The sequence below is a fragment of the Orlajensenia leifsoniae genome, assembly GCF_004570845.1.
GTDB classification, from domain to species: domain Bacteria; phylum Actinomycetota; class Actinomycetes; order Actinomycetales; family Microbacteriaceae; genus Orlajensenia; species Orlajensenia leifsoniae.
This window is the reverse complement of record NZ_SPQZ01000001.1, coordinates 306,178-331,368: the sequence shown is the minus strand read 5'-3', so window position 1 is coordinate 331,368 and position 25,191 is coordinate 306,178. Positions and strand designations below refer to the sequence as shown.

Annotated in this window: 20 protein-coding genes; 14 read left to right on the top strand and 6 right to left on the bottom strand. The window is 64.7% G+C overall.

Annotated elements, in window-relative coordinates; translation table 11 throughout:
• Nucleotides 1–115 precede the first annotated feature (115 nt).
• Nucleotides 116–271 carry a hypothetical protein gene (locus E4M00_RS17765; RefSeq protein ID WP_167756791.1) on the top strand — a complete coding sequence of 52 codons (156 nt, stop codon included), beginning with the start codon at nt 116–118 and terminating at the stop codon, nt 269–271.
• 131 nt (nt 272–402) lie between these two features.
• On the opposite strand, the gene E4M00_RS01650 is transcribed toward E4M00_RS17765, so the two are convergent.
• The 4 genes from E4M00_RS01650 to E4M00_RS01635 all read right to left on the bottom strand — a co-directional run bounded on the left by E4M00_RS01650 (nt 403) and on the right by E4M00_RS01635 (nt 5,923).
• Nucleotides 403–2,697 carry an FAD-dependent oxidoreductase gene (locus E4M00_RS01650; RefSeq protein WP_338033183.1) on the bottom strand — a complete coding sequence of 765 codons (2,295 nt, stop codon included), beginning with the start codon at nt 2,695–2,697 and terminating at the stop codon, nt 403–405.
• Nucleotides 2,698–2,707: 10 nt separating this feature from the next.
• Nucleotides 2,708–4,009 (bottom strand): type 2 periplasmic-binding domain-containing protein, encoded by a 1,302-nt coding sequence (locus tag E4M00_RS01645; protein ID WP_135118826.1) that lies wholly within the window; start codon nt 4,007–4,009, stop codon nt 2,708–2,710.
• Between the two features lie 72 nt (nt 4,010–4,081).
• Nucleotides 4,082–4,990: a carbohydrate ABC transporter permease gene (locus tag E4M00_RS01640; RefSeq protein ID WP_135118825.1), complete on the bottom strand. Its 909-nt coding sequence runs from the start codon at nt 4,988–4,990 to the stop codon at nt 4,082–4,084.
• Nucleotides 4,991–4,993: 3 nt separating this feature from the next.
• Nucleotides 4,994–5,923, bottom strand: coding sequence for a carbohydrate ABC transporter permease (locus tag E4M00_RS01635; RefSeq protein ID WP_240036775.1), 930 nt, complete (start codon nt 5,921–5,923; stop codon nt 4,994–4,996).
• Between the two features lie 412 nt (nt 5,924–6,335).
• Between E4M00_RS01635 and E4M00_RS01630 the strand changes: the two genes are divergently transcribed.
• The 6 genes from E4M00_RS01630 (at nt 6,336) to E4M00_RS01605 (ending at nt 10,695) form a co-directional block, all read left to right on the top strand.
• Nucleotides 6,336–6,668: a twin-arginine translocase TatA/TatE family subunit gene (locus tag E4M00_RS01630; protein ID WP_135118824.1), complete on the top strand. Its 333-nt coding sequence runs from the start codon at nt 6,336–6,338 to the stop codon at nt 6,666–6,668.
• 37 nt (nt 6,669–6,705) lie between these two features.
• A complete protein-coding gene (gene tatA, locus E4M00_RS01625; RefSeq protein WP_135118823.1) occupies nt 6,706–6,897 on the top strand; it encodes a twin-arginine translocase TatA/TatE family subunit in 192 nt (63 codons plus the stop codon).
• 1 nt (nt 6,898) lies between these two features.
• Nucleotides 6,899–7,747 (top strand): twin-arginine translocase subunit TatC, encoded by an 849-nt coding sequence (tatC, locus tag E4M00_RS01620; protein ID WP_338033182.1) that lies wholly within the window; start codon nt 6,899–6,901, stop codon nt 7,745–7,747.
• Nucleotides 7,748–7,867: 120 nt separating this feature from the next.
• Complete coding sequence (locus E4M00_RS01615) at nt 7,868–8,641, top strand: IclR family transcriptional regulator (RefSeq protein WP_167756790.1); 774 nt, start codon at nt 7,868–7,870, stop codon at nt 8,639–8,641.
• 243 nt (nt 8,642–8,884) lie between these two features.
• Nucleotides 8,885–10,042, top strand: coding sequence for an alpha/beta fold hydrolase (locus tag E4M00_RS01610; protein WP_240036773.1), 1,158 nt, complete (start codon nt 8,885–8,887; stop codon nt 10,040–10,042).
• Between the two features lie 227 nt (nt 10,043–10,269).
• Complete coding sequence (locus E4M00_RS01605) at nt 10,270–10,695, top strand: BP74-related protein (protein ID WP_135118820.1); 426 nt, start codon at nt 10,270–10,272, stop codon at nt 10,693–10,695.
• A 287-nt stretch (nt 10,696–10,982) separates the two neighbouring features.
• Here the strand turns inward: E4M00_RS01605 and E4M00_RS17760 are convergent, their stop codons facing one another.
• Nucleotides 10,983–12,752: a peptidase associated/transthyretin-like domain-containing protein gene (locus E4M00_RS17760; RefSeq protein WP_167756789.1), complete on the bottom strand. Its 1,770-nt coding sequence runs from the start codon at nt 12,750–12,752 to the stop codon at nt 10,983–10,985.
• 99 nt (nt 12,753–12,851) lie between these two features.
• On the opposite strand from E4M00_RS17760, the gene E4M00_RS01590 reads away from it, so the two are divergent.
• Entirely contained in the window at nt 12,852–15,098 is a 2,247-nt protein-coding gene (locus E4M00_RS01590; RefSeq protein WP_204772947.1) for a CocE/NonD family hydrolase, read from the top strand.
• 4 nt (nt 15,099–15,102) lie between these two features.
• The gene (locus E4M00_RS01585) at nt 15,103–15,720 is read left to right on the top strand and encodes a DUF2165 domain-containing protein (protein WP_135118818.1); all 618 of its coding nucleotides are present in this window, start codon (nt 15,103–15,105) and stop codon (nt 15,718–15,720) included.
• A 1,224-nt stretch (nt 15,721–16,944) separates the two neighbouring features.
• Here the strand turns inward: E4M00_RS01585 and E4M00_RS01575 are convergent.
• The gene (locus E4M00_RS01575; protein ID WP_135118817.1) at nt 16,945–18,939 is read right to left on the bottom strand and encodes a beta-galactosidase; all 1,995 of its coding nucleotides are present in this window, start codon (nt 18,937–18,939) and stop codon (nt 16,945–16,947) included.
• Between the two features lie 167 nt (nt 18,940–19,106).
• On the opposite strand from E4M00_RS01575, the gene E4M00_RS01570 reads away from it, so the two are divergent.
• The 5 genes from E4M00_RS01570 to E4M00_RS01550 all read left to right on the top strand — a co-directional run bounded on the left by E4M00_RS01570 (nt 19,107) and on the right by E4M00_RS01550 (nt 25,045).
• Complete coding sequence (locus E4M00_RS01570) at nt 19,107–20,021, top strand: carbohydrate ABC transporter permease (RefSeq protein ID WP_135118816.1); 915 nt, start codon at nt 19,107–19,109, stop codon at nt 20,019–20,021.
• Between the two features lie 4 nt (nt 20,022–20,025).
• Nucleotides 20,026–21,003 carry a carbohydrate ABC transporter permease gene (locus tag E4M00_RS01565; protein ID WP_135118815.1) on the top strand — a complete coding sequence of 326 codons (978 nt, stop codon included), beginning with the start codon at nt 20,026–20,028 and terminating at the stop codon, nt 21,001–21,003.
• A 64-nt stretch (nt 21,004–21,067) separates the two neighbouring features.
• The gene (locus tag E4M00_RS01560; RefSeq protein WP_135118814.1) at nt 21,068–22,429 is read left to right on the top strand and encodes an ABC transporter substrate-binding protein; all 1,362 of its coding nucleotides are present in this window, start codon (nt 21,068–21,070) and stop codon (nt 22,427–22,429) included.
• Between the two features lie 17 nt (nt 22,430–22,446).
• The gene (locus E4M00_RS01555; protein ID WP_135118813.1) at nt 22,447–24,024 is read left to right on the top strand and encodes a family 43 glycosylhydrolase; all 1,578 of its coding nucleotides are present in this window, start codon (nt 22,447–22,449) and stop codon (nt 24,022–24,024) included.
• A 121-nt stretch (nt 24,025–24,145) separates the two neighbouring features.
• On the top strand, nt 24,146–25,045 hold the full coding sequence (locus tag E4M00_RS01550) for a MurR/RpiR family transcriptional regulator (RefSeq protein WP_135118812.1): 900 nt from the start codon (nt 24,146–24,148) through the stop codon (nt 25,043–25,045).
• Nucleotides 25,046–25,191 lie beyond the last annotated feature (146 nt).

Genomic DNA, 25,191 nt, shown 5'->3' with positions numbered 1-25,191 from the left:
CGCCTCGCGATGCGCTCGACGTGGCGCAGATGCGGGCGCGAATGACCATGGGTCACGTCGCGACCCAGCGGGTCCCCCTCCCGGCGCCGACGGCGACGGACGGGAATCAGCCCATTTGGAAGCAGCCTCCACGCTTCCGGCTGACCGCTTCCCGCGTATCGCCAGCGCCTTCGCAGCGGGGTACGGAATCGATCATGATGTCCTCTTCGCCAGGGCCGTCGAGGCCACCCTCGCCGATGTCGAGCACCCGGTGCTCGACGACGGGCGGTGAATCGACTATCTGATCCGCTTCACTGAGCTAGCTACAACAGGCTGGCCGCCAGAGTACCGGCCCGCTTGTCGTCTGGACCGCCCCTGCCCGAGGCGTCGGTACGCCCCATCACAGCGTGGCGCAAGTCACGGTCACTCATATGCGCGCACGGCGACTATGCGGGCGTGGGCATCGCCGTTCGTCGCCGTAATCGACACCCGCAGAGCCTCGATCGGCGAACTCGGCCGGACGTCGTGCACGCGGTGACGTCGGCGGTTCCCCGTCTCCGTCACCAGCGTCTCCCAGCCTTGGGCTGTTCGCCCTTCTACGGCGTAGTCGCGAACCAATTGAGGGAAGACCACGTGGGGGGAGCGGTGATGATGCAGGGTGTTGAGCTCGACGTCCACGTCGTCGTCGAAGACGAGGCGGATCTCGGTGACGGTCTTGGGCTCATCCCAGTCGAGCAGGACCCACTCATCGCGAGTGGCAGGTCCCGCAGCGGACACCCACATCTGCGGCCCTCCGTAGGGTCGCTGATACCCGCCGGCGACCTTTGCGACGTCGTAAGCCGCAGTCGGGGGATGAACCCGCAGCCGCGCGCCCCACCCGCGCAGAATGTGGGCGGGCCATTGCACGATGGGCTCATCATGACTGACGGCGACGTTGGCGTCGCCGTCGTCCTCCGGCTGATGGGCGAGGGCCAGCACGCCGGGTGCTGGAGCATCCGTCAGCTCGATCGAGACGTGCGGATTCGCTTCGAAGACGACGACGACGTTTTCAGGCTCCGACGGCGTCCAGGAGAGCGGAATGGTTACCCATTGTGCTCCCTCGGACCCGGGCACTGCGATGACGGAACGGAGTTCCTGGTGGACCGGCACGGCGTTCTGGCGCTTCCCTGTCGTCCAGAGGGAGACTTCGAGCGACGTGTCGACAGCCGTGGAGAGCAGGACCGTCACGGAGTCCAGTTGTGGATCAACCGGGAGGAGGACTCCGAGATCGTGATCGAGACGGTGGAGCCGTACTGTGCTCCCGTCGTCGGGCTGGGAGTCGAGCGTGGTGAGCGTACTCGATGCGCTGACGCGAGCGGTGCGCGCGATGTCGAGCGGATCCTCATTGCGCACGCCGAAGACTGAGGCATCCTGTCGGAGCAGCAGTTGCCGAAGGTCGGCGGCATGGTCCGGCGCAAGAGCGCGCGGCTGCACTCCGAGGTCGAGCGCGAGCGCAGCGCCGGTTCCGGCGGCCTCGCCCCCGACCGCGCAGGTCGCCATGACTCGAGTGGAGCCGAAAGCGACGTGCGTGGCGGAGATGTCGCGACCGGCCATGAGGAGGTTCGGCACGCTGCGTGAGTAGTAGCAGCGGAAGGGGATTCCGAAGATGCCGTTCGAGTAGCGCTGATGCGCGCCGGCGACCGTGCCGTACATTCCCTCGACTGGATGCAGGTCGATCGACCAGCCGCCGAACGCGACGGCATCATCGAAATCTCTCTGCTCGAGGATGTCGTTCTGAGTCAATACGTGGTCGCCGACGAAGCGCCGGTACTCGCGCTTGCCCGGCATCGATCCGACCCATTCGAGGTCGAGAGTCTCGGCGTCGAAACGCCCGGAGTTCTTGATGTAGTCCCAGATGCCGAAGATGACCGAACGCAGTTCATCCCTGATGCGCTCGTTCTCGTGGACGATGTCGAGCTCTCCGCCCCATTCGATCCACCAGTAGTGTGCGCCGGAGTCTCCACTCCTGATGATGCGCGACTCGGGGATCGGAGTTGTCGAGATGTCCTTGGCGGAGTCCGGGGCGACGAACCGGACGGGCTTGCCGGTGTCCTTTGTATAGAACAGGATCGTCGATCCCAGGAACTCGCGATCGGCGACCTCCGGTGCCCAATCCTCTCCGAAGTCGGATTTGGCCTCCCGGCCGAGCATGTACTCGGCACCGGCGCGGTCGCCGACCAGGCCGTCGCCGGTGGCGTCGATGAAGTACGGGCTCAGGAACGTCGTCTCGATCTCCGAACCCATGGTCCACCCGACGACCGAATGGATGAACGGCTCACCGTCCCGGTCGTCGGTCTGCACCGAGCGCACATCGGTGTTGAGGAAGAGCTGGATGTTCGGTTCGGCGCGTACAGCATCGAACACCACCTCGTCCCAGTGGATGGGGTTGCCCTCCGGGTTGCGGTACTGGTTCTCGACGTAGAGCTCGCCGATCACCCCCGATTCACGAGCGAAACGCTGCATGCCGTGCGCGGTGGCTCCCACCACCCAGACTCTCACCTCCGAGGACGAATTGCCGCCGAGTACCGGCCGGTTGCCCACCAGCGCGACGCGCTTGCCCAATCGGGCGGCGCTGATTGCAGCGCTCACCCCGGAGAGGCCACCGCCGATGACGGTGATGTCGGATTCCACGATCTGGTGTTTCACTTCTGTCCTTGAATTGAGAGTCTGGGTGGTCAACGCTGCAGCGTCAGCCGATGAGGGACTGGACCTTCTGGCCGGCTGCCTTCATGGCGTCCTTCGGTGAGGCCGATCCGATCAGCACGGCCTGCACCTGCTCCGCGATCGCGGTCTCCATCTGGCCGTACTGCACGTACTTCCAGAGCGGGCTGGCCTTCGCGTCCTTCGTGATGTTGGCGGTGAAGGCGTCCACGAACACGTTGCCGCTGACGGCGGAGGAAGCGAGGGCCTCCTCCGTGGTCGGCGGCAGGCCGAGGGCCGTGAAGTAGCTGATGGTCTGCGCGGGGTCGCTCGTCATCCACTGTGCGAAGTCGCCGGCCGTGTCGGCACCCTTGCCGTCGACGACCACGAGCAGGTGGCCCCACAGGAGCTCCTGCGGAGTGTCGCCCGCCTTCTTCACCGGACGGGCGATCGGGGCCATCTTGCCACCGAGTGAGGCGTCGGGCGATGCCTTCAGTACGGAGGCGCGCGCCACGGGGGCGTCGTCGTAGATGGCGGTCTTGCCCTGGGAGAAGAGGGCGCGTGCTGCGGCCCGGTCCACGTCAGGGGCGATGAGGCCCGCGTCGAAGAGCTTCTTGTACCAGGTGACCGCCGCGATCGACTCCGCATCGCCGATGGTGCACTTCTCGCCGTCGATGATCGGCGATCCGAAGGTCTGCATCCAGACCAGGATGTCCTTGAGCTGGGCCGTCTTCGTCGACGCCGCGTAAGGCACGATGCCGCCGCCGAGTCCCTTGATCGCTGTCAGGGCGTCCTCGAACTCCTCGATGGTCGCCGGGGCCTGCGAGACGCCGGCCTTGTCGAACAGTTCGGTGTTCGAGACCAGGCCGATCGCGGCGATGGTCCAGGGCAGGCCGAACTGCTTGCCATCGATCTGTCCTGCCTGGAGGGCCGCGTCGGTGTAGCCGCGGCCCTCGGCCTTGGCACCGAGGTCGTCGAGCTTGCCGAGTGCGGCGAGGCTCGACAGCCAGGCGACGTCGAGCTGGGCGGCACCCGTGAACTGTCCACCGCGCACCTGGAGGGTGAGCTGGTTGAGGTAGTCGTTGAACGGGTAGCTCGACGTTGCGATCTCGATCGCGTCCTTCTTGGCGAAGGCGTTGACGGATGCCTGCAGGGCCGGCTTCGTCGCCTCCTCCGACATGCCCCACGAGACGAAGTCGAAGTTCGTGGGGCCAGCCGGTGGCGCTTTCGTGGCTGATCCGCCGCCGGCCGCAACGGGGGCGCACCCTGTTGCGAGGCCGGCGAGGGCGATTCCGCCGAGGCCGACGGCCGAGTAGCGGAACATGTCGCGGCGACTGAGCTGTGCAGTCATGATTTCTCCTTTGATTTCGTGGTGCGTGATGCAGTGGGTGGGATGGATGGTGCTCACCGGCAGAGGGCTGGGTCAGCCCTTGACGGCGCCTGCGGTGATACCGCCGACGAGGTAGCGCTGCAGCAGGATGAAGGCTGCGCAGACGGGGATGGAGACGAGCAGGGAGGCCGCCATCAGCTCGGGCCACGCGGTGGCGGCCTCGCTCACGTAGGTGTTGACGAGACCAGGGGGAAGCGTCTGCTTCTCGGGACCTGCGAGGGTCAGGGCGAACATGAAGTCGTTCCACCCGCGCACGAATGCGAAGAGCCCGGCGGCCACGAGGCCCGGGGCCGCGAGCGGCAGGATGACGGAGTGGAAGGTACGCCACGGTCCTGCGCCATCGATCTTGGCCGCCTCGATAAGGTCGTCGGGGAGGGTGTCGAAGAAGCCCTTCAGCATCCACACGCACAGGGGCAATGTGAACGTCGTGAACGAGATCACCAGGGACTGGTAGGTGTTCAGCAACCCGGCCTGCGCGAAGACCACGTAGAGCGTGACGAGCAGGAGGGCCTGCGGAAACATCTGACTCGACAGCACGAAGTACATGAGGGACTTGCGTCCGCGGAAGCGGAACTTCGAGAACGCGTAGCCCATGTACATCGAGACCGCGACCGAGAGGACGGCCGTGATGGTCGAGACCACGATGCTGTTGCGGAGGTACTCGAAGATCGCGGGAGTCTGGAAGACGGCCAGATAGTGCTCGAACGTCACCGTGGAGGGGAAAAGCCGGGGCGGGAAGGTGAACGCGTCGCGCTCAGGAGTCACGGACGTGACCGCGAGCCAGTAGACGGGAAGGAAGGCGAACAGGCCGAGTACGATGAGGGCGGTCCACAGTGCCCACCGTGGCCGACGACGCACGGCACGACGAGCCGTGGGGGTGCGCTCGGATACGTGTTCCTGTGTCGACGGCGCCTCGACGGCGAGCGATGTCAGAGTTGCCATGGCCTACTTCTCTCCGCGCTCGGAGAAGCGCACATATACGACGACGAGGATGAGCAGGAGTCCCATCCAGAGCAGGCCGAGAGCCCCGGCGTGACCGAGGTCGTAGCCCTTGAACGCGGTGTCGTAGACCTCGGTCGCGAACGTCTGCGTCGTCCCGGCGGGTCCACCGCCCGTCAGCACGAAGATCGTGTCGAAGTGCTGGAAGTTCCAGATGAACTCGAGCAAGATCACGAGGCCCGCGACACCGGCGATGTGCGGCCACGTCACGGCGAAGAATCGGCGGATCGGTCCGGCCCCGTCCATCGCTGCGGCCTCGTGCAGTTCACCGGGCACCGTCTGGAGTGCCGCGAGGAGCATCACCATGACCCAGGGGAACGAGTTCCACGACTTCGCGATGATGAGAGCTCCGCGAGCCGTGTCGGTGTTGAAGAGCCATGCGATCGGAGTGTCGATGAGGTGCAACTGCATGAGCACTCCGTTGAGCACGCCGTAGTTCGCGTCGAAGATCCACATCCACAGGAACGACACGACAACGCCCGGGATGAGCCAGGGGATGAGGAACGCGCCACGGAGGAATCGTTGGCCCCGGAACTGCTCATTCAGGACGAGCGCTAGTGCGAGACCGACGATGAAGGGCACGATCGTCGCGCCGATCGTGAAGATGAGTGTCTGTGAGAGCAGTTCGGCGAAACCGTCCTGCAGCACGTCGATCACGTTCTGCAAACCGACCCAGGTGGCTCCGGGGTACAGGAGGCTCTCCGCGAAGAAGGCGGAGGCGAGCGAGCGCAGCAGGGGGTAGAGCACGACGCCGACGAGCAGGGCGGTGCCCGGGAGGAGGAGGAGGACGATGAAACGGACCTCGCTCAGCCGCGCTGCCCGAACGTTCGAGCTGTGTGGCTTCTTCTGTCGTCGTCCGATGGTGGTCGTCGTCACGATCGTGCCTCTCGGCTGGTGGCGAAAATCATGTCGGGGTCGCTTTCTCGTGCAGTGGATCGTGGGGGGCGCCCGTGACACGTTCCGTGAGTTCGTCGCTGTGCTGGACCGCCCGTGGGTGTTCCGAGATGTGCAGTCAGCGCAGAGGGGAGTGCCGGCTCTTTCGCAAGGCTGGTGCGTTCCGTGATCTGCATTGACCGTCCATCTGCTTTCATGCGTTATGTGCATGACTATCGCATAGAATGCATGGTATGTTAAGTTCAATGCAAGTCAAATGAACGATAAGAGGTTGTGATCGTGATGGCGGATCGAAGACGAACCCACAGCATCGGGTCAGAACTGGCCAATCCGACGATCGATGCCGGATTGCCTAGCCATCCCAGCCGCGGCGCGACGGCGTAAACGACTCGCCATGTTCGGTCTCACTGTCGAGAAGGTCGTCATCATCGGGGTCATCGCCGCGTTCCTGCTCGGACCGGAACGCCTACCCGGAATCGCTCAGCAACTGGGCGCGCTCGTTCGGCGCTTGAAGACGCTGACGGGCTCAGCCGAACAGCGACTGCGGGACGAGCTCGGCCCGGACTTCGAGGATGTCGACTGGCGCAAGCTCGATCCTCGGCAGTACGACCCGAGGCGCATCATCCGGGAAGCGCTCGTGGAGGACACCAGCGCCAGTCCGATCGCGCGGTCGTCGTCGATGACCCGTAACAGCACAGAGACTCCAGCGGCGACCGCCGCTGAGTGAACACTCAGTACTACCAACTCGACACGGAGGTCGAACAATGCTCGCAAACCTCAACGGCTGGCACGCCGTTCTCATTCTCGTCGTCGTCCTGCTGCTCTTCGGCGCACCGAAGATCCCGGCGCTCGCCCGCAGCCTGGGCCAGTCCATGCGCATCTTCAAGAAGGAGATCCGCACCACGGACGACGAGCCCGAGTCGTCAGCCGCGGGCACCCTGCCGACTCAGCCCTGACATGGCACTGCTCCCGGCCCGTCTGCGGGCGAAGAGGGCGCAGCGTTCGACGTCCACGATGACCCTCGGAGGACACCTTCGTGAGCTGCGTAATCGTCTGTTCATCGTCGGCATCTCCTTGGTGATCGGGGCCATCGCCGGGTGGTTCCTCTCATCCGTCGTCTGGGACGTGCTGACGGGACCGGTCAGTGCCCTCGACGGCCAGGACGGCCGTGTGGCGTCGATGAACTTCGACACCATCACCGGCGCGTTCGACCTGCGACTGCGCATTGCGCTTCAGCTCGGCCTAATCCTGTCGGCCCCGGTCTGGCTCTATGAGGTCTTCGCCTTCGCCGTGCCCGGATTGACGCGCAAGGAATCGCGGATCACCCTTGGGTTCCTGGCATCCGCTATCCCGCTCTTCGTGGGCGGATGCGCTGCCGGACTGTTCGTCCTGCCGCACGTGATCGAGCTCATGGTGAGCTTCGCGCCCGGGCAGACGGCGTCATTCCTCGCCGCCTCCGCGTACTACGACTTCGTGCTGAAGCTGGTGCTAGCGATCGGGGTGGCTTTCGTCCTGCCCGTCTTCCTGGTCGTGCTCAACGTCGCCGGAGTGCTGAGCGGTGCGACTATCCTCAGGTCCTGGCGGTACGCGCTCCTGGCCATCTGCCTGTTCACGGCGATCGCCACACCGGCAGCCGACGTCTTCTCCATGTTCCTGCTCGCAGTGCCGCTGGTCGTGCTCTACTTCGGCGCCGTCGGCATCGCGCTCCTGCGAGATCGCCGGGCAGCGAAGATCGAGGCGGCGCTAACCCGTCGCGACGAGATTCCGAGCCTGCTTTCAGAAGTGGCGAGCCGCGCAGACGATTGAGGTTCCACCTCCCGCATCGGCTGACATCCGATGAGAAGCGGTCGGGCGGGATCGAGACGAACCTCGCAACCTTCGTGCATGATGTGCATAGGGGAGGTAGGAATGCCCTATTCTGTGAATATGCAGAATCCGCCCGGCACCATCCAGAGCGTGGGGAAAGCCGTCTCCATCCTCCGCATTTTCGCGGACGGTCAGCCGCAGCGAGTCTCCGATATCGCGCGGTCAGCCGGCATCGGCCAATCGACCGCCTCCCGTCTTCTGAGCACCTTGGAGAATGCCGGACTGCTCGATCGCGATCCGGTCGGGAATCTCTACCGGCTCGGCCCGGAACTCATCACTCTGGGTGGTGCCGCGCTCAACCAGCATCCGTTGTTCCGTGCGTCGCGCCAGATTCTGCAGAATCTCGCTGGACATCTCGGACTTGGAACCAACGTGGCTATTCTGAGCGACGGTGCCGTGCTCTACCTGGCGAACTTCGAGGGCCCGGAGGCGCCGCGCAATCACACCATTGCCGGTCGTCGTGATCCGATTCACGCAACGAGCATGGGCAAGTGCCTGCTCCTCGGAGTGCCCGAGGAGCAGCGCGCGGCGATGCTCGGTGACCTCGAGCGATACACCGAGGCCACGATCACGAACATCGCGCAGCTCAATCTCGCCGTGAGCGAGGTCGAGCGCCGCGGCTATGCGGTGGATGTGGACGAGTTCGCTCTCGGGCGGGCGAGCGTCGCAGCACCCATCCGCGACTCGCAGGGTGGCATCGCAGGAGCCATGACCATCTCGGGGCCGGCGACGGCCCTTAGGCTTGAGCGGCGCCAGGACGAGCTCGCCGCCCACGCGATCGAGACAGCGGATCGGATCGGGTCGAGTCTCGGCTTCACCGCATCACGCTCCTGAGAGCGCACGAGCGCACGAGCGCACGAGCGCAGATCGCGATCGCGATCGCGATAGAGCGACTCGCGTGATGCGGGACCGCACGGGGCTCCGCTTGCGGATCCGCTGAAGGCTGCTCATGGGTCCGCCGCGTACACGACTCGCATTCGGTCGATGAGGTACATTGCAACAGTGCTGAAGTCTGGTGACCAGCCGCAGGTCCCGCGCCGACACTCGCGTACCGTTCTCGCGACTGTCCTAGCAGCATTGGTAGCGCTCGCGATCGCGGTTTTCACCTTCACCATCGACCGGCGGGTGGATGCCGGCACCGTCGAGGAGTGGGCGGCCCCGGCCTTTTACAAGACGACCGGGACGGAGAAGGATGCTCCTCCCGGCACGGTCGTTCGGACTGAGTCGCTCCGGAGCGCCCCGACCGGATCGAAGGCCTGGCGAGTGCTCTATCACTCGACGGATGTGCTGGGTCACGACATCCTTACCTCCGGCGTCGTCCTCACGCCCGACGGACCAGCACCCGAGGCCGGTCGCACGATCGTCTCCTGGGGCCACCCGACCACGGGTGTAGCCCAGCGGTGCGCTCCGTCCGTCGGCGTCGATCCGTTCATCCTCATCGAGGGGCTAGGCGACTTCCTCAAGGCGGGTTACGTGGTGGTCGCTGCCGACTATTCCGGGATGGGCGCGGCCGGCCCCGACTCTTACCTGATCGGCGAGACGGAGGGCAACAACCTGCTCGACGCCGCCCGGGCCGCCCGGCATCTTGACGTCGGCGCGAGCGACCGCCTGGTGCTCTGGGGGCACTCGCAAGGTGGTCACGCAGCGCTCTTCGCCGCTCAGACCGCTGCGACCTACGCGCCCGAGCTGAAGCTGTCCGCCGTTGCGGTCGCAGCGCCCGCCACCGATCTGGCTGCGCTGATGAATTCCGACATCGGCGACGTCTCGGGCATCACAATCTCCTCATACGCGTTCGCGGCCTACTCCTCGGTCTACGGCCCGTCGACACCGGATGCGACCCTCGACGACATCCTCACTCCCGCAGGTGCGGCCGCGGTTCCCGACATGGCAGAGCTCTGCCTGTTCGGACAGAACAAGCAATTGCACACCATCGCGACGCCGCTGATCGGAAAGTTCCTGACTGGCGATCCGGCCACCGCAGATCCGTGGAAGACCCTACTTACCGAGAACACGCCGGGGTCCGTCGCGATGCCTGTGCCACTGTTCGTGGCTCAGGGGCTTTCCGACACGCTCGTGCACCCCGATTCGACAACCGACTTCGTTACGCAGCAGAAGACGCTTGGCGCCTCGGTCGTCTACGACGAGATCCCGGCTACCGGGCACGGTGAGGTCGCCCTGCGGGCGCTGCCGAGACTGCTGCCGTGGCTGGAGTCGGTCGGAGGAGGTCCGCGCTAGGTGCCCACGCGGCGGACCTCGGACCAACCGAGGAGCGACAGCCGGCGTCGTTCACACGCAGCGATGATGCTCTGGCCAAGTGGTTGTCGACAGCCTCATCCAATCAATCGCTGCGGAGACCGCTCTTCGGAGATGGCCTCCTTGGTTCCGTCGGCGGCCGGTGGACAGAGCTCCTCCTAGTGAAGCCGCCATTCCTCACCCATACTCGTACTAGAAGGGAGCGAAAGGTGCGTGCATCTGGGTTAGGGCGACGCATAGGAATCTCGGCGATCGGCGGTGCCTTCCTGCTGGTGATGCTCGCCGGGTGCTCAGGGGGTTCTGGAGGCGGCACGACCGTTCCGAGCGTTGCCACGTTCGAGATAGAGCAGCAGACCTTCAAGATCGAGCTCGCGACGCCCGAGCTGGTGCAGCACGCGAAAGCGTTGTTGGCAGGCGAGGAGGTGGCAGCGATTCCTGTCGGGCATATTGTGCGGGATGACCCTTCCGTGAACGCGCCGTGGAGCTGGCACATCGACCCGGCTACCCTCGAGTTCGCGGATTTCACCACCGAGGTGTGCGATGGCCTCCCCGAGTACGTCGAGGATGGCACCCTCACCAGTGACATCTACTGCCCGTGGCTCGCCAAAGTGACGTCGGTGCAGCCGATTCGTTGAGGCCAAACGGGTAGATGCGGATCGGGTCAAGTGCCCTCAGCGGACTCGCGGAAGCGTGCCGGAGGCCCACGCAGTGAGTATCCGGCGCATGGGACGAGAAGCGTGATGGGTCTAGCGACGGGTGAAGCAACCCGGGGCTCGGATGTGTGGACACTTCGGTGCGGCAAAGATTGCGTCGATGCGCCAACAAGTATGCAGACAAGCGAGAGCGACGTCCTCTTCGAAGCGCAAGCTGCCGCGACGAAACTCCCGCGGATCCACGTCAAGTGAATCCGCGGGAGTTCAGCTCACGAGCGAGGTCGACGTGGACGCCGTAGTTTGATGGCTATCCAGGAGAGCGCGATTCCTGCTACGGCCATCGCGAGGGCAACGATCAGCAGACCTGTCGGGGCGGATTGACCGGTTTTCGCGAGGTGGGTGGCACCCGGAGCGACGTCCGAGACGTTGCTCGTCGCCGTTTCGTTACTCGTCTCGGTGTCGCTGCTCGTCGCGGGGTGCGGACCGGACTCGTGAGAGCCGCTGGGCGGAGGCGTCGTCTTGTGAGAGCCGTTGGGGGGAGGCGTCGCACCGTGGTGGGCGGAGTTGGTCGTCACCGTGAGCGTGACCGTTGCCGACGGGTAGCCAGGGTAGGAGGCCGTGATGACATGCGTGCCGGGTGCCGTCATGGTGAGCTGCCACGGCGACACGCTCGAGAATTTGTCGCTGGCGACGCTGCTCGTGAATGTGACGTCGCTCGTCGCATCGCCGACGAGGTTACCCCAGTGGTCCGTCCCTTCGACGCCAAGCATCACCAGCGTGCCGGGGGATACCGTGCGATATTGCGGAATCGGGGCGACGAACTCGAATCCGACGATCGGTCCGTGGGTGACGCTCACTTGGAAACTCGACGACGTGGCGGGGTCGCTGGCCCAGGCGGCGGTGATCGTGCGAGTGCCGGCGTGGGTCATGACCACACCCGCCGCGCTGAAGACGTCGCTCTGATCACTGCTGGACCAAGTGACGAAGGCGGAGGGGTCGGGCAATGTTTCCCCCGAGTCGTCCGTCGCGGTGACGGACAGCGGGTGAGGCGTGTCGGATGCCGCGACCGTCGCGGGGAGTGGCGTCGTGGTCAGTGTGGTTCCGCCGATCCAAGTGAGCTCGATGGATCCGTCGCCGGCAGCGCCAGCCGTTGCAACCGAGGTGTCGAACACTGAGGCAGCGGTCGATGACTGCCCGCCGCCGCCGCCGCCGCCGCCGCCGAATCCGGTATTCCCGGTGCCGACCGCGCCGCCGGCTCCGCCGAGCGCGGAGCCACCCCCGCCTCCACCGCCTTGGCCGAACGTGCCGCCGTCCCAAGTCACGGCCGCGGCACCGTCACCGCCGCTGACGGTGTCACTGCCACCCGCAGCGCCGCCGACTCCGGCACCGAGGGTCGTGCCGCCGACGCCTGTGGCGCCGCTTGTCGGTGTCGCGCCCCCGTCTCCGCCGTCGCCTCCTGCGGGCTCGCTCGGGTACTGCGCGGAGTCGTGCGCGCTGGCTCCGCCGCCGCCGCCGCCGGCGGCGACGATGGCCGGACCTGTGCCGGTCGAGATGACCGTGGCGCCGCCACCGCCGCCCGCGTCCACGGGACCGTCGCTGTTGTTCCAGCCCGAGGCCCCAGGCGTTCCGCCGAAGTACTGCTCCATGCCCCAGCCCGGCGCTCCTGTCAGTCCCGCTTGGCCGACCGCGATCTGGAGTTGCTCTCCGGGTGTGACGTAAAACGCGCCATCGACGGTCGCGCCGGGCCCGCCTTTAGCGCCCATCGTGGCGTCGCCGCCTGAGCCCCCGGTGGCCTGAATGAACACCATCTGCACGTCCTCTGGCACGGTGACCGCGGTCGGTGAGCCCGTGTAGATGTAGGTGATGGGGTCGGAGTTTGCCTTTTCCGCCGCAGATGCTGGGAGCGCCGCGGCGGTGACGACCGTGGACAGGCCGACGGCCAGGCTGAGCGCGGCGAGGCCGGCAAGGACTCGTTTCGAGCGGGACCTAGTGGGACGTTTCGGGTGATGCCGCTCGGAGAGCGCGCGCAGGTGTCGCATAAAAATGCCTTTCTAAGGGGGAAGGTTGTCAATCGCCGATCCGGTCGTGGTTGCTCTTGTGCGCTGTTTCGCCGGGCGACGTACCTCGAGTCTCTTGGCGTGACCTCACAAGGTGACTGCGCGAAATTAACAGTTCGGAGGAGCCGCCTGATCGAAGAGTCGACTCTGGAACGTCTTTCCGCGGTGGACGCGGGCGCGATTCGGATCGAACTCACTACCGGCAGTCCGATCGACCGGCTTATCGTCGCCCTGTCCCACGCCAATCGCGGCGAGTGGTCGCGGGCTGCAGAAGTGCTGCTGCCGCTGGACGACGAAGCCGTGGCCGCCCGCACAGACCGCATGGCATTCCGTGCTCGGGTCGTCCGAGCGTGCGCCCCGATTGGCAGCGGTCGGCCCAGCTCGCTCGCCCTTGAGGACTGCCCACTGCTTGTCGTCCGCACTTGGGAATCGCTGCAGACGAAAGCTCGCCCAAAGCGGAGCGCTCGCTTGGAACTGGCAATTCTGCGCAGTCGGGGTGAGTCAGCCGCCGCGAAGACTATGACTCATATTCACCTCAACCGAGGAAACACGAGCGAGAAACGGGAGAATCCGATGCGAGTTGCAGGAATCGATCCGGGGGAGCGGCACCTCAACGGGCCGCAGACCACCGGGCGGAAGTACCAAAACCTCTCCGAACCCACATTCACGATGACCAGCAAGCTCGACGTCGCGGCACCGATGCGAGACGGGGCCGAGCTGATGGTCGACGTGTGGCGGCCCGCGGAGCCGGGAATTTATCCGGTGCTGGTGTCGGCCTCTCCGTACCCGCGCCAGATCCAGGATCTCGGCGCCCCTATGGGCTTCATCGAGGCGGGAGCGAGTGACTTCTTCGTCCCGCGCGGCTATGTGCACGTGATTGCCAACCTCCGCGGCACCGGCGGGTCCGACGGCACCTTCGGATTCTTCGACACGCAGGAGCGCCACGACATGTACGACCTCGTCGAGTGGGCCGCTGCGCAGGAGTGGTCCGACGGCAACGTGGGAATGCTCGGCATCAGCTACTTCGCCATGACGCAGCTGGAAGCCGCTGTCGAGAACCCTCCGCACCTGCGCGCGATCATGCCGGTGGCCGTCACGTCAGACGCCTACGAGGCCTGTAGTCATCACGGGCTGGTGAGCACGGGCTTTCTTTCGCCCTTCATGGCCATGATCGGGCTGACGGCCGACAAGACCGACAAGCTCTGGCGCGGCACCTTGGCGGATGCCGCACGGCACGTGTTGAACTCGCCCGAGCTGCACGCGAAGTTCGGCCGGATGAACGGTGAGGCGGCCGTCGTGTTGCTCAAACGCCTCATGCGCCTGCACCACGACCCGCACCCGTGGGACGACTTGTGGCGTGACGCCGTCGTTGCGCATCCGCGCCGTGACGAGTGGTGGGATGAACGCAACCTGGTCTCCTTGCTCTCGCGGGTGAACATCCCGGTCTATCTCGGCTGCGACTGGCAGAACGTGCCCCTGCACCTGCCGGGAACGTTCAGCACACTCGACGCGCTCACCGCATCTCCCGAGGTGCGGGTCGGACTGCTCGGCGACTTCGGACTGACGTGGCCGTGGGAGAGCCTGCACGTCGAAGCGCTCGCCTGGTACGACCACTGGCTGAAGGGCCGCGACACCGGAATCCTCGACGGCCCGGCCATCCGCTATGTCCTTCCCGGCGACGACGAATGGCACGCGACCGCGACGTGGCCGCCGGAGGACACGGTGCTGCAGGACTGGGTGCTCGCCGGCGACGGCACGCTCACCCCGGACGTGGCGGACGCCGTGACCGAAGGCACGCGCAGGTTCATGACCCTGGGCGCCGGGCTCAACCGGCCGGAAGTCAGCGAGACCGACCCACCCTCGAGCCTGGAGTGGACCAGCGAACCTCTGGACACGGACCTCGACGTGGCCGGCGACATCGAGCTCCACCTCGATGCCGCGGCGACCGCATCCGATGTTGCCTGGATCGTCACACTCTCCGACGTCGCACCCGACGGAACAGCCGACCCGGTCACCGCCGGCTACCTCCGTGCCACGCTTCGAGCCATCGACGAAGCGGCCAGCCGCCCTGGTGCTCCCGTCCTCCCATGCACCACCGCAGAGGCGGTTCCCGTCGGCGAAGTCGTGCACTACCGCATCCCATTCGTACCCAACGCCCGACGGTTCCCCGCCGGCCACCGCGTGCGAGTGACCGTGGTCGGCGACGATCAACCCGCTGCCACCCCCGCGATCATGGGATTTCGCCACGCGAGCGTCGGCACGAGCAGCATCAACACGATCGCCGGCACCTCGCGGCTGAGACTGCCCGTCCGCGCGTCGGTACGGTGAACCGATGTCCGAATCTGCTCTCGCCCGCCGAGCTCTCACGTTCGGCACGTTGCCTGTTGTCTGCGCAGTTCTCGTCGCCCTGAACGGCCTGTACCTGCTGATCGTCGCATTCGGCAACATCACCGACTTCCCGACGAATCAGGCTTTCGTGCACCACGTCCTCGCCATGGACACCACGAACTTCACCACGAAGCCGGGCACCGGCCTCGACCCTCATGTGATGTGGCGGGCGATCACCGCGCCATGGCTGCAGGACCTCTGCTACGTGGCGTTGATCGCCTGGGAGGTCGCTGCAGGCCTCATGCTCGCGATCGCCACCGTCTTCTGGTTCCGCGGGCGGCGCACGGGATACGAGACAGCCCGCCGGCTCTCCACTACCGGCCTCGTCATGCACGTCCTGCTCTTCTTCGGCGGGTTCACGGTCATCGGCGGGGAATGGTTCCAAATGTGGACTTCCACATTCTGGAACGGCGAAGACCCCGCTTTCCGCAACTCGGCGCTGGCTATACTCACGCTCGTCGTCCTTTATCTCCCCGTTGAGCGCCCGTCGAGCGACAAACGTCTCACCCACTCGTTCGATGGAGACCAGCGTCTCAACTGCGCGAAGACAGCCGATGTGTAAGCGGTTCCTGTCGAATGGCAGGGTGAAGCGGCGCTCGAGGTGTACTGCCTCGGGCGCCGTTTCGTTGGGCCGAGAGGGCGTCTTGGGCTGGCGTGCTTGTCGTTGGCGACGCGCGGTCAGACTGATATCCGCGGGTCGGTTACCCCAGGGCGAGCTGTCCAGTAAGCCGTGTCGGCCCAAGGTCGCCCCACGGCCGTGTCCCCCTGCGCGGGCGGCCATAACTGAGGCTGGTGATGAGGACATCACGGGACTCGGAACGGTCTGAGAAGGGTTGTTAGTCGTAACCTTCGAACGCGTGAAGTTCCCACCAGTTCGGTCAGGTCATAGCCGCAGGATCGCTTGGCCGCGAAGTCGTGATCCAGACCCGCGCTGCGATCCGATCACTCTTACTCCGCCCACGCGTGGTTGTCGTACTCGACCGCGTACGAAGTATCTGTGTTGTATACACCTTCGTGACTGATGCGAAACGTCTCATTGTGTTGAGTCGATCCGTTCGACACCATCACGAAATCAGGATCGTAGAACTTCTCCATCGCGCCGATGTCCTTCCGGACAGCCTTTTCCTCAACATCGAGATGAGAACGTCGCGTTGCACGGAGGGCGGTATGGGCGCGGTGGAAGATGCGCCAAATGTCGCGCACAGATGGTAGCCCGAGGCAGCCAGGTGCAGCCGGTCGATACAGGCGATTGCGGGGCGGTCGTGACCTCGCCTCCCGAGAAAGAACTCCGATCGCCGTACCCGGCTTCCGTTAGGGCTCGGTCGTCGTGGACTCATGAACTGGGAATTTCGGGCAGGTGTGCGACGGCAATTCGAAGGGATGATCGTCACACACCTCGAAGATTGAAGGGAGTGAAGACAATGTTCCAGTCGCTTTGGCCTTGGCCGATCTTTATCGTCACCGTCGGAAACTGACAGGCGCGATCTCAGGGGCGGGGTGCGCAGAGCACCCCGCCCTTTCCATTTCTGCGTCGCCTTGCCGGCTCATCCAGCGCTGCGACCACCTCACCCAACCTGATCCGACGTACAGCGACCGCCGCGACACATGCGCGAGACACGGGGACTTCAGATCGATGCCCTCCTCTTCGCAGTGCTGTACATCACAAGGGAGATCCGTGCCTTCTTACCCGACTGGCTCACGGCAAGGCCTCATCCGCTTTTTCGACGAACGCAGGTGGGCCACAAACCCACGCCGACCTCGCCTGTACGTCCGCCGTGGCGATGGGTCAACGAGCGCGAACAGGAAGATGCCGCGGCCCTCTTTGGAGGAGATCCCCGGCCTCCTCGGGGGCTTCGATCAGAACTACCTCGTATGGTTCCAGCACCATGGCGACGCTTTCCACGGTCACTGTGGCGGTGGTCCTGCCATGATTGATCGCGAACACCAACCCGCCCCGGCGAACCACTTCCACTCCCGGTGCGTTCTCGAGGAACTCGGGTTCCACATCGGTGTCCTCGATGACCCGGCCGAGCAGGTCGCTGATCGCGGTTCGGTCCAGTTCCGCGGCGGAGTACCAGGCGGTGCCCGAGGTGGTGGGGCGACGAGTCACGGCCGGGTGGCCGCTCGCTGTACCGTCGTCGAATCTCGCGACCACCTCTGCAGTTTTCGCGGTGATGATTTCGGACCACACTCCATAGTTGCCTTGGACGCCTCCGCTGATGCGGCGGGGTTCGTCTGCGCGGTGGGTGGCACGCGGCGAGAATTCGTCGATCTGGATTCCGAGTGTGGCGGCGAGAGGGCCGAGGTATCCGCTAGGCGTGAGCCTGGTGGTCTCATCGGTTATGCCTGTCAGATAGGTGACCAGCAAGGTCCCGGTCTCGGCGTAGTCGGCCAGGTTCTGCAACTCCGACTCCGACGCGCAGAAGAGGCTTGGCGCGATCACGAGATCGTACCCGGACAGGTCGGCACCCGGGGCGGCGAAGTCGGTCACGATTCCGCGGTTGAACAATGCCGTGTACCACGCCGTCAACCCGGCGATGTAGTCGGTCTCGGCGGGGAGCGCCTTTTGATCGAGGGACCACCACGAGTCCCAGTTGAAGACGATGGCGACCTTCACACCCTCGACGGGAGTTCCCTCGAGCTGCGCAAGAAGAGGCAGTTCATTGCCGAACGCTTCCACCTCCCGCCAGATGCGATGGTCGGTGCCTTGCGCCGGAACCATCGCGGAGTGGAATTTCTCAGCGCCATGGATCGATTGCCGCCATTGGAAGAACATGATCCCGTCTGCACCGCGTGCGAGGGCCTGGTACGACGTCGCCCGCATCTGCCCGGCAGCTTTCGGGGTGTTCACCGCTCGCCAGTTCACCGCGCTGGTCGCCTGCTCCATCAGGATCCAGGGTTTCCCGTGACCGAGCGAACGCATCAAGTCGCGTTGCATCCCGGACTGGATGTAGGAGTCATACGCTCCCGGATCCGGGTAGGCGTCGTCGCAGACGAAGTCCACGAGCTCCGCCCACTTCCAGTAGTCGGCCGGGCCGAAGAACCCCATGAAGTTCGTGGTCACCGGGATGTCCGGTGTGTACTCGCGGAGGATTTCCAGCTCGGCGACGTAGCAGGCGATGTGCTCGTCGGAGGAGAACCGCTCGAAGTCGAGCAGGTGGGCCGGGTTCCCGAAGGTCGGCGTGGACCTGGGCGGAAGGATCTCCTCGAAGGAGTCGTAGCGCTGGGACCAGAACGCGGTTCCCCACTCGGAGTTCAGGGCGTCGATAGTCGTGTACTTGGAGCGCAGCCAACGCCGGAATGCAGCGGCAGCGACATCCGAGTAGTCGCGCGGGTTGTCGTTGCCGAACTCATTGCCGATGTGCCACGCGATGAGTGCGGGGTGGGATCCGTAACGCTCAGCAAGTTTGCGCACGAGCCGGGCCGCATAGCGGCGGTACACCGGCGACGACGGCGAATAGTGCTGGCGGCTGCCGGGCCACAGGGTGACGCCGTCCCGTGTAACGGGGAGGATCTCCGGATGAGCCGCGCTCAGCCATGCCGGCGGCGACGCGGTCGCGGTGGCCAGGTCGACACGGATGCCGCCGGCGTGGAGCCGGTCGATGATGTCATCCAGCCATCCGAATTCGAAGACGCCGTCGCGAGGCTCCAATTGCGCCCACGAGAACACGCCGACCGTCGCGACGGTAACGCCCGCGCGGCGCATGAGGGTGACGTCCTGGTCCCATACGTCCGAGGTCCATTGTTCGGGGTTGTAGTCCCCGCCGTACCACAGCACCATTGCCCGCTTCTCTCTGCCTTCTCGCCATCAGTTGGTGGGAAAAGATTATCAGAATCTATTCAGGAAAACGGCTCATGCTGTAAATACTTGACAAGCGTGCTGGAAAGTGGCACCTTGATCTCGCCGCCGCTTTCCCGTGACGGTTCTCCACATCGACAGGAATTCTCATGACGACGGTGTCACGCATTTCGCGGCCCCTGCGGACCGCGGCCCGTAGGGCGAAACGGTCATGGATCGGTTGGGCGTTCGTGGCCCCGTTCATGGCTGCATTCGCAGTCGTGATCGTCGCTCCGCTCGCGTACACGGTCTATCTCAGCCTGTTCCGGCAGAAGATGATCGGCGGGAACGCGTTCGTCGGCGTCGAGAACTACACCCAGCAGCTGACGAATCCCGTCTTCTGGGATGCGCTGCTGCGAGTGAGCCTGTACATGCTGGTGCAGGTGCCGATCATGGTTGCGATCGCTTTGGCGGCGGCGCTGGCTCTCGACAGTGCCCGGCTCTACGCCGCGCGGCTGTTCCGACTGGCGATCTTCCTGCCGTACGCGGTCCCGGGAGTTGTAGCCGCCCTCATGTGGGGGTACATGTACGGCACCCACTTCGGTCTGATCGGCAACCTCGACGACTTCTTCGGCATCACTCTGCCCGACCCGCTGTCCAGCAACCTGGTTCTCGCGTCGATCGGAAACATCATGGTGTGGCTGACCATCGGCTACAACATGCTCGTCTTCTACTCCGCCCTCAAGGTCGTGCCCGGCGAGCTGTACGAAGCAGCAGAGATCGACGGCGCCGGAGCATTCCGTGTCATCCGTGCGATCAAGCTTCCGGCCATCCGGCCAGCGCTGGGTGTGGCGATCGTCTTCGCCGTCATCGGTGCTTTCCAGCTGTTCAACGAGCCGAACATCCTGAAGGTGCTGGCCCCGAACGCGATCAGCAGCCACTTCACCCCGAACATGTACGCATACAACCTCTCCTTCGCCGGGCAGCAATACAACATGTCGGCGACCGTCGCCATCCTCATGGGCCTCATCACCGTCGTCGTGGCATACATCATCCAGCGCGTCGCCGCGCGAAAGGAGGCCTGAGACGATGGCCATCACCACATCGTTCACCTCGAACCCCGAAGCTCCTCCGGCCGGTGCGAATAGGACAGCGCCCTCGCCTGTGGCAGCTCACGTTGCGCCGAAGCGGATGCGGGCATCCGGGCTGCTGCGTTCCCCGCGAAAGGGTCGCAAGTCCATTCTCCTGACCGCAGTCATGGCGCTGCTGATGGTCTACAGCCTCCTCCCGCTGTTCTGGTTGGCCGTCAACTCCACCAAGACGCAAGGCGCCCTCTTCTCCAGCTTCGGTCTCTGGTTCTCCGGACCCTTCGCGTTGTGGGACAACATCGCCACCGTGTTCACCTATGATGACGGGTTGTTCGCCCGCTGGCTCGGCAACACCCTGATGTACGTCGTCGTCGGCGCCGGCGGGTCCACTCTCCTCGCCACCCTTGCCGGATATGGTCTCGCCAAGTTCGACTTCCCTGGACGCAAAGCCACATTTGCGATCATTCTCGGGGCGGTCGCGGTACCCGGTACCGCGCTGGCGGTGCCGACGTTCCTGCTGTTCAGTCAGCTGGGTCTCACGAACACCCCGTGGGCGGTCATCATCCCTTCGCTGATCACTCCGTTCGGGCTCTACCTGATGTGGAGCTACGCCCAGGAGTCGATCCCGACCGAGCTGCTCGAAGCCGCCCGGATGGATGGCGCAGGCGAGTTCCGCACCTTCTTCACCATCTCGCTGCGGCTGCTATCCCCGGGCGTCGTGTCGGTGCTGCTGCTGGAGATCGTCGGCACGTGGAACAACTACTTCTTGCCGCTCATCATGCTCAGCGACCCGAAGTGGTACCCGCTGACCGTGGGGCTGAACCAGTGGAGTGAGCAGGCAAACACGGCCGGCGGCGAGGCAGTGTTCAACCTCGTCATCACCGGCTCTCTACTCACCATCATCCCCATCATCATCGCCTTCCTCTTCCTCCAGCGGTTCTGGCAATCAGGACTCGCCGCCGGAAGTGTCAAGCAGTGACCAAATGGTCGCTGGCAGTTCCCACCACCACCACCACAGCACGCCCCATCCCGAAAGGAACATCATGAGCTCAACCAGTCGCTGGCGACGGAGCCTGAAGAAGACAACTGTCATCGGCGCGGTCGGCCTGGCCGTCATTGCCGGACTCACCGGCTGCGCCGGTGCAACACCGGCTGCCGCCCCGGAAACCAGTGCGGCCGACATGAAGGCTGCCGTCGATAAGGGCGCCGACCTGACACTGTGGACCTGGTCCACCAACGTGCAGAACGCGGTGGACGCATTCGAGAAGCTCCACCCCAAGGTGAAGATCGAGATCGTCAACGTCGGCACCGGTGCCGCTCACTACACGAAGCTCGAGAACGCCATCAAGGCAGGCTCCGGCGCGCCCGACCTGGCGACCATCGAATACAGCGCGCTCCCGCAGTTCGCCCTCAAGGACGCCCTCGTCGACCTGAACAAGTTCGGCTTCGACAAGCTCGAGAAGCAGTTCACCGCATCGACGTGGAACAACGTCAACGTGAACGGCGGTCTCTACGAACTGCCGCACAACGCCGCCCCGATGGCGCTGTTCTACAACAAGACCGTCTTCGACAAGTACGGCGTGGATGTACCGACCACCTGGGACGAGTATGCGGACGCCGCAGCGAAACTGCACGCCGCCAACCCGGACACCTACATCGCCGCGGATACCGGCGACGCCGGGACCACCACCAGCATGATCTGGGCCGCCGGAGGCCACCCCTTCAGCACCACCGGCGACAGCACCGTGAAGATCGACCTCGCCGACAAGGGAACCAAGAAGGTCGCCGATCTGTGGACCCCGCTCATCAACGACAAGCTTCTCCTCCCCGCCGCGGGTTGGAGCACCGAGTGGTATCAGGGTCTCGCGAACGGCAACATCGCGACCCTCACTGCCGGTGCCTGGATGGCTGGAACCCTGGCCTCCGGTGTTCCCACCGGAGCCGGACAGTGGCGCGTCGCACCGCTGCCCACCTACGAGAAGGGAGAGAAGGCCAGTGCCGAGAACGGCGGAGGCGGCTACGCCGTCCTGAAGCAGAGCTCGACCCAGAAGCAGCTCGTCGCGGCAGCGTTCATCAAGTTCATGGACGCCGGTGATGGCGTGCAGGTGATGATGAAGGCCGGCCAGTTCCCGTCGACGGTCGCCGACCTCGACTCCGACGCCTTCCTGTCGGCGAAGAATGATTTCTTCGGTGGCCAGGAAGTGAACAAGGTGTTCGCCCAGTCCGCCAAGGACGTGCTGCCCGGATGGCAGTACCTGCCCTACCAGGCCTACGCCAACAGCGTCTTCGGCGACACCGTCGGTCAGGCGTACAACGGCTCCACCACCCTCTCCGCCGGCCTGCTCGACTGGCAGTCCGCGCTCGAGGACTACGGAACCCAGCAGGGCTTCACCGTCACGAAGTAAATACCCCACACAGGCCAGTGGCCGGCGAGCTCCCCCCTGTTCGCCGGCCACTGCTGTTTCTCTGCCCACCGAAACAAAGGAGTTTCACCGTCATGCCCACCCGCAGAACCACAACCATCCTTCTCGCCGCCGCCACCACTATCGCGGTCGTCCTCGGTGTCGGAACACCCGTGTACGCAGCTGCTCCATACCCCAACGTCGCGAACGACACCGTGTGGCAAGACGCAGCTGGGACCCCGATCAAAGCGCAGGGCGGAAACGTTCTGAAGGTCGGCGCCACCTACTACTGGGTCGGCACCGGCATGGACAAGAGCCCGGACCCGGCGAACCCACTACCGAAATCCGTGAACCTCTACAGCTCCTCCGACCTCGAGAACTGGGCGTTCGTGAAGAGCCTCGTCACCCAGTCCGGGACCGGCGATTTCGCAGCGGGCAAGTGGCTCGGACGACCGCAGCTGGTGCTGAACCCGAACACCGGACAGTTCATCCTCACCGTTGAGCTCGGTGGCGGTCGAGTGAACTCGGCACAGAAATCACTCGGCAACGCCGTCGGATTCTTCACCAGCGCCAGCATCGATGGCGACTACAGCTTCCACGGCAAACAGTACCCAGATGGTCTCACCCGCGGTGACGGATCCATCTTCGTCGACGGCGACAACGCCTACATGGTCTACGTCGGTGATAGCGCCGAAAGTCGGAACGTGTCCATCAACGTCGCACCGCTGAGCAGCGACTGGTTGACCCTGCAGCCGCACTTCTGGACGGACACGAACAGCAATCACAACGAAGCCCCCGCCATCGTCAAGATCGGCGCGAAGTACTACCTGTTCGCATCCGGGATGAACTACTGGGCAGGGACCCCCACCAGCTACCGGACCAGCACCGACCTGCTCGACTGGTCGGCATGGTCAACGATGAGCACCGAACCAGCATCGAACACGTCCTTCGGTACCCAGTTCGAACAGATCATCCCAGTCACAGGAACAGCCGGCACTTCCTACCTGTACAACGGCGACCGCTACTCGCAGTTCTACGCACCCACCGCCGACCCCGCCCCCGGCGGCATCGGCCGGAACGCCTGGTACCCGGTGACGTTCTCCGCTACCGGCGTCCCGACCTTGCACGGGAACACCGACGTTTCCGTCGATGCACCCGCGGGCACCCTCGCCGTCAACGAAGTCGCGAATGGCCGGTTCGATCAGGACCTGCCCGGCACATTCATCCCCCAATGGACCGCAACAGGCACGAACGGAGCCGCCAAGGTCGAAAACACCACCACCCCCGGCAATCGTCAACTCACCCTGTGGAATGCGGCCACCTACAACACGTGGGTCGCCCAGAGCGTCACTCTGCCGAACGGGACGTACACCGTCTCGTTCGACTACAAGTCAAGCGGCGGGCAGAACAACGCCTACTTCTCCGTGAAGAACCACGGCAGTGCCGAGATCCAAACCCCGCTGACCGCTCAGAGCTCCTGGACCGCCAAGACAGTCACATTCACTGTCACGACCGGCAGCGTCAGGATCGGCTTCTGGTCCGACGGTCCCGGCGGCAAATGGACCAACGTCGACAACGTGTCGATCTGGAAGAACTGACATACAGGAGGAGACCGTGGCTGATCGAGTACGTGGCGACGGGTCAAGTAGGGTTCTTGATGTTGCCGGACCCCGCCCGCGTACTCGATCAGTGCCGCGAGACCACACGAGGAGAACACCGATGAATCGAGGCGCCGAAGCGCGGCCGCTGCAGATCATCCGTGACGCCTTGCCACAGCTCACCGGCGCGAAACTGAGGGTCGCCGAAGCCATCCTGAATGACCCCGACGAAGTCGAACGCGGATCCATCACCTGGTTGGCCAAACAAGCCGACACGTCACCGACCACGATCACCCGGCTGTCGATCGCCTGGGGATATACAGGGTTCCCCGACCTTCGAGCGGCGATCGCCAACGAGAACGGACGCGACGTCCAGGCCGGCTGGGAAAGCGACATCGGCTCCGAGGTCACTCCAGAGAGTGCCCCAGCGGACGTCCTGCGCATCCTGGGAAGCTTGCAATTCAAAGCCGTCCGCAGCGCCATCGAACTGGTCGACCTCCAAGCGATCGACTCGGCCGCGACAGCCATCGCGAAAGCGAAGCGAGTCCATATCTTCGCGGAATGGGGAGATACCCCACCCGCCACGGAATTGTACTTCCGCCTGTTCCGGATCGGCGTGCCCGTATGGATCCATGCCGGTGCCTACGAAGCCGAAGTCGGGGCTGGACTGCTCGGCAAGGAGGACGTCGCCCTCGTCCTCTCGCGCTCCGGGGAAAGCGAGATTGCGCGCACCTTCCTCGAAAGGGCAAAGGAGAACCGCGCGATCGCACAGCTCGTCACCGGTACCCCTGAGTCAACACTCGGCCAGCTTGCGGACATCTCCATGTTCACCGGAACCGGTCTCGGAGGCTCTTGGACCGAGTACTTCGCTGGCCGCTCCAGCGATGGGCTCATCTGCGGCCTGCTGTGGATGCTCGTCGCCCAGAAAGTCCCCGACTCGTTCGAAGTGCCGGCGCCGTCAGCGGTAGCGAAGCCGATCCGAGCTGAGGCCGGCAAGAAGAACCAGCGTCGGCGGCAATAGCGGTCCCGGGCAGGCACGCCCGTGTGCGGTCGTGCCAGAAACTCTGGGCCACTGCTCCGCGTGCTTGGCCGCTTCAGGGTTGCCGCTCAGGACCAGTGAGGTCCTCATCCGCTGGACCGTTCCAATACTCGCCTTGGTGCGAGCGT

Excerpts from the sequence above, each read along its gene's own strand:
- E4M00_RS01640 (WP_135118825.1), bottom strand. The coding sequence starts at position 4,990 with ATGGCAACTCTGACATCGCTCGCCGTCGAGGCGCCGTCGACACAGGAA.
- tatC (WP_338033182.1), top strand. The coding sequence starts at position 6,899 with ATGGCACTGCTCCCGGCCCGTCTGCGGGCGAAGAGGGCGCAGCGTTCG.
- E4M00_RS01615 (WP_167756790.1), top strand. The coding sequence starts at position 7,868 with ATGCAGAATCCGCCCGGCACCATCCAGAGCGTGGGGAAAGCCGTCTCC.
- E4M00_RS01645 (WP_135118826.1), bottom strand. The coding sequence starts at position 4,009 with ATGACTGCACAGCTCAGTCGCCGCGACATGTTCCGCTACTCGGCCGTC.
- E4M00_RS01585 (WP_135118818.1), top strand. The coding sequence starts at position 15,103 with ATGTCCGAATCTGCTCTCGCCCGCCGAGCTCTCACGTTCGGCACGTTG.
- E4M00_RS01560 (WP_135118814.1), top strand. The coding sequence starts at position 21,068 with ATGAGCTCAACCAGTCGCTGGCGACGGAGCCTGAAGAAGACAACTGTC.
- E4M00_RS01550 (WP_135118812.1), top strand. The coding sequence starts at position 24,146 with ATGAATCGAGGCGCCGAAGCGCGGCCGCTGCAGATCATCCGTGACGCC.
- E4M00_RS01630 (WP_135118824.1), top strand. The coding sequence starts at position 6,336 with ATGTTCGGTCTCACTGTCGAGAAGGTCGTCATCATCGGGGTCATCGCC.
- E4M00_RS01565 (WP_135118815.1), top strand. The coding sequence starts at position 20,026 with ATGGCCATCACCACATCGTTCACCTCGAACCCCGAAGCTCCTCCGGCC.
- E4M00_RS17760 (WP_167756789.1), bottom strand. The coding sequence starts at position 12,752 with ATGCGACACCTGCGCGCGCTCTCCGAGCGGCATCACCCGAAACGTCCC.
- tatA (WP_135118823.1), top strand. The coding sequence starts at position 6,706 with ATGCTCGCAAACCTCAACGGCTGGCACGCCGTTCTCATTCTCGTCGTC.
- E4M00_RS01570 (WP_135118816.1), top strand. The coding sequence starts at position 19,107 with ATGACGACGGTGTCACGCATTTCGCGGCCCCTGCGGACCGCGGCCCGT.
- E4M00_RS01575 (WP_135118817.1), bottom strand. The coding sequence starts at position 18,939 with ATGGTGCTGTGGTACGGCGGGGACTACAACCCCGAACAATGGACCTCG.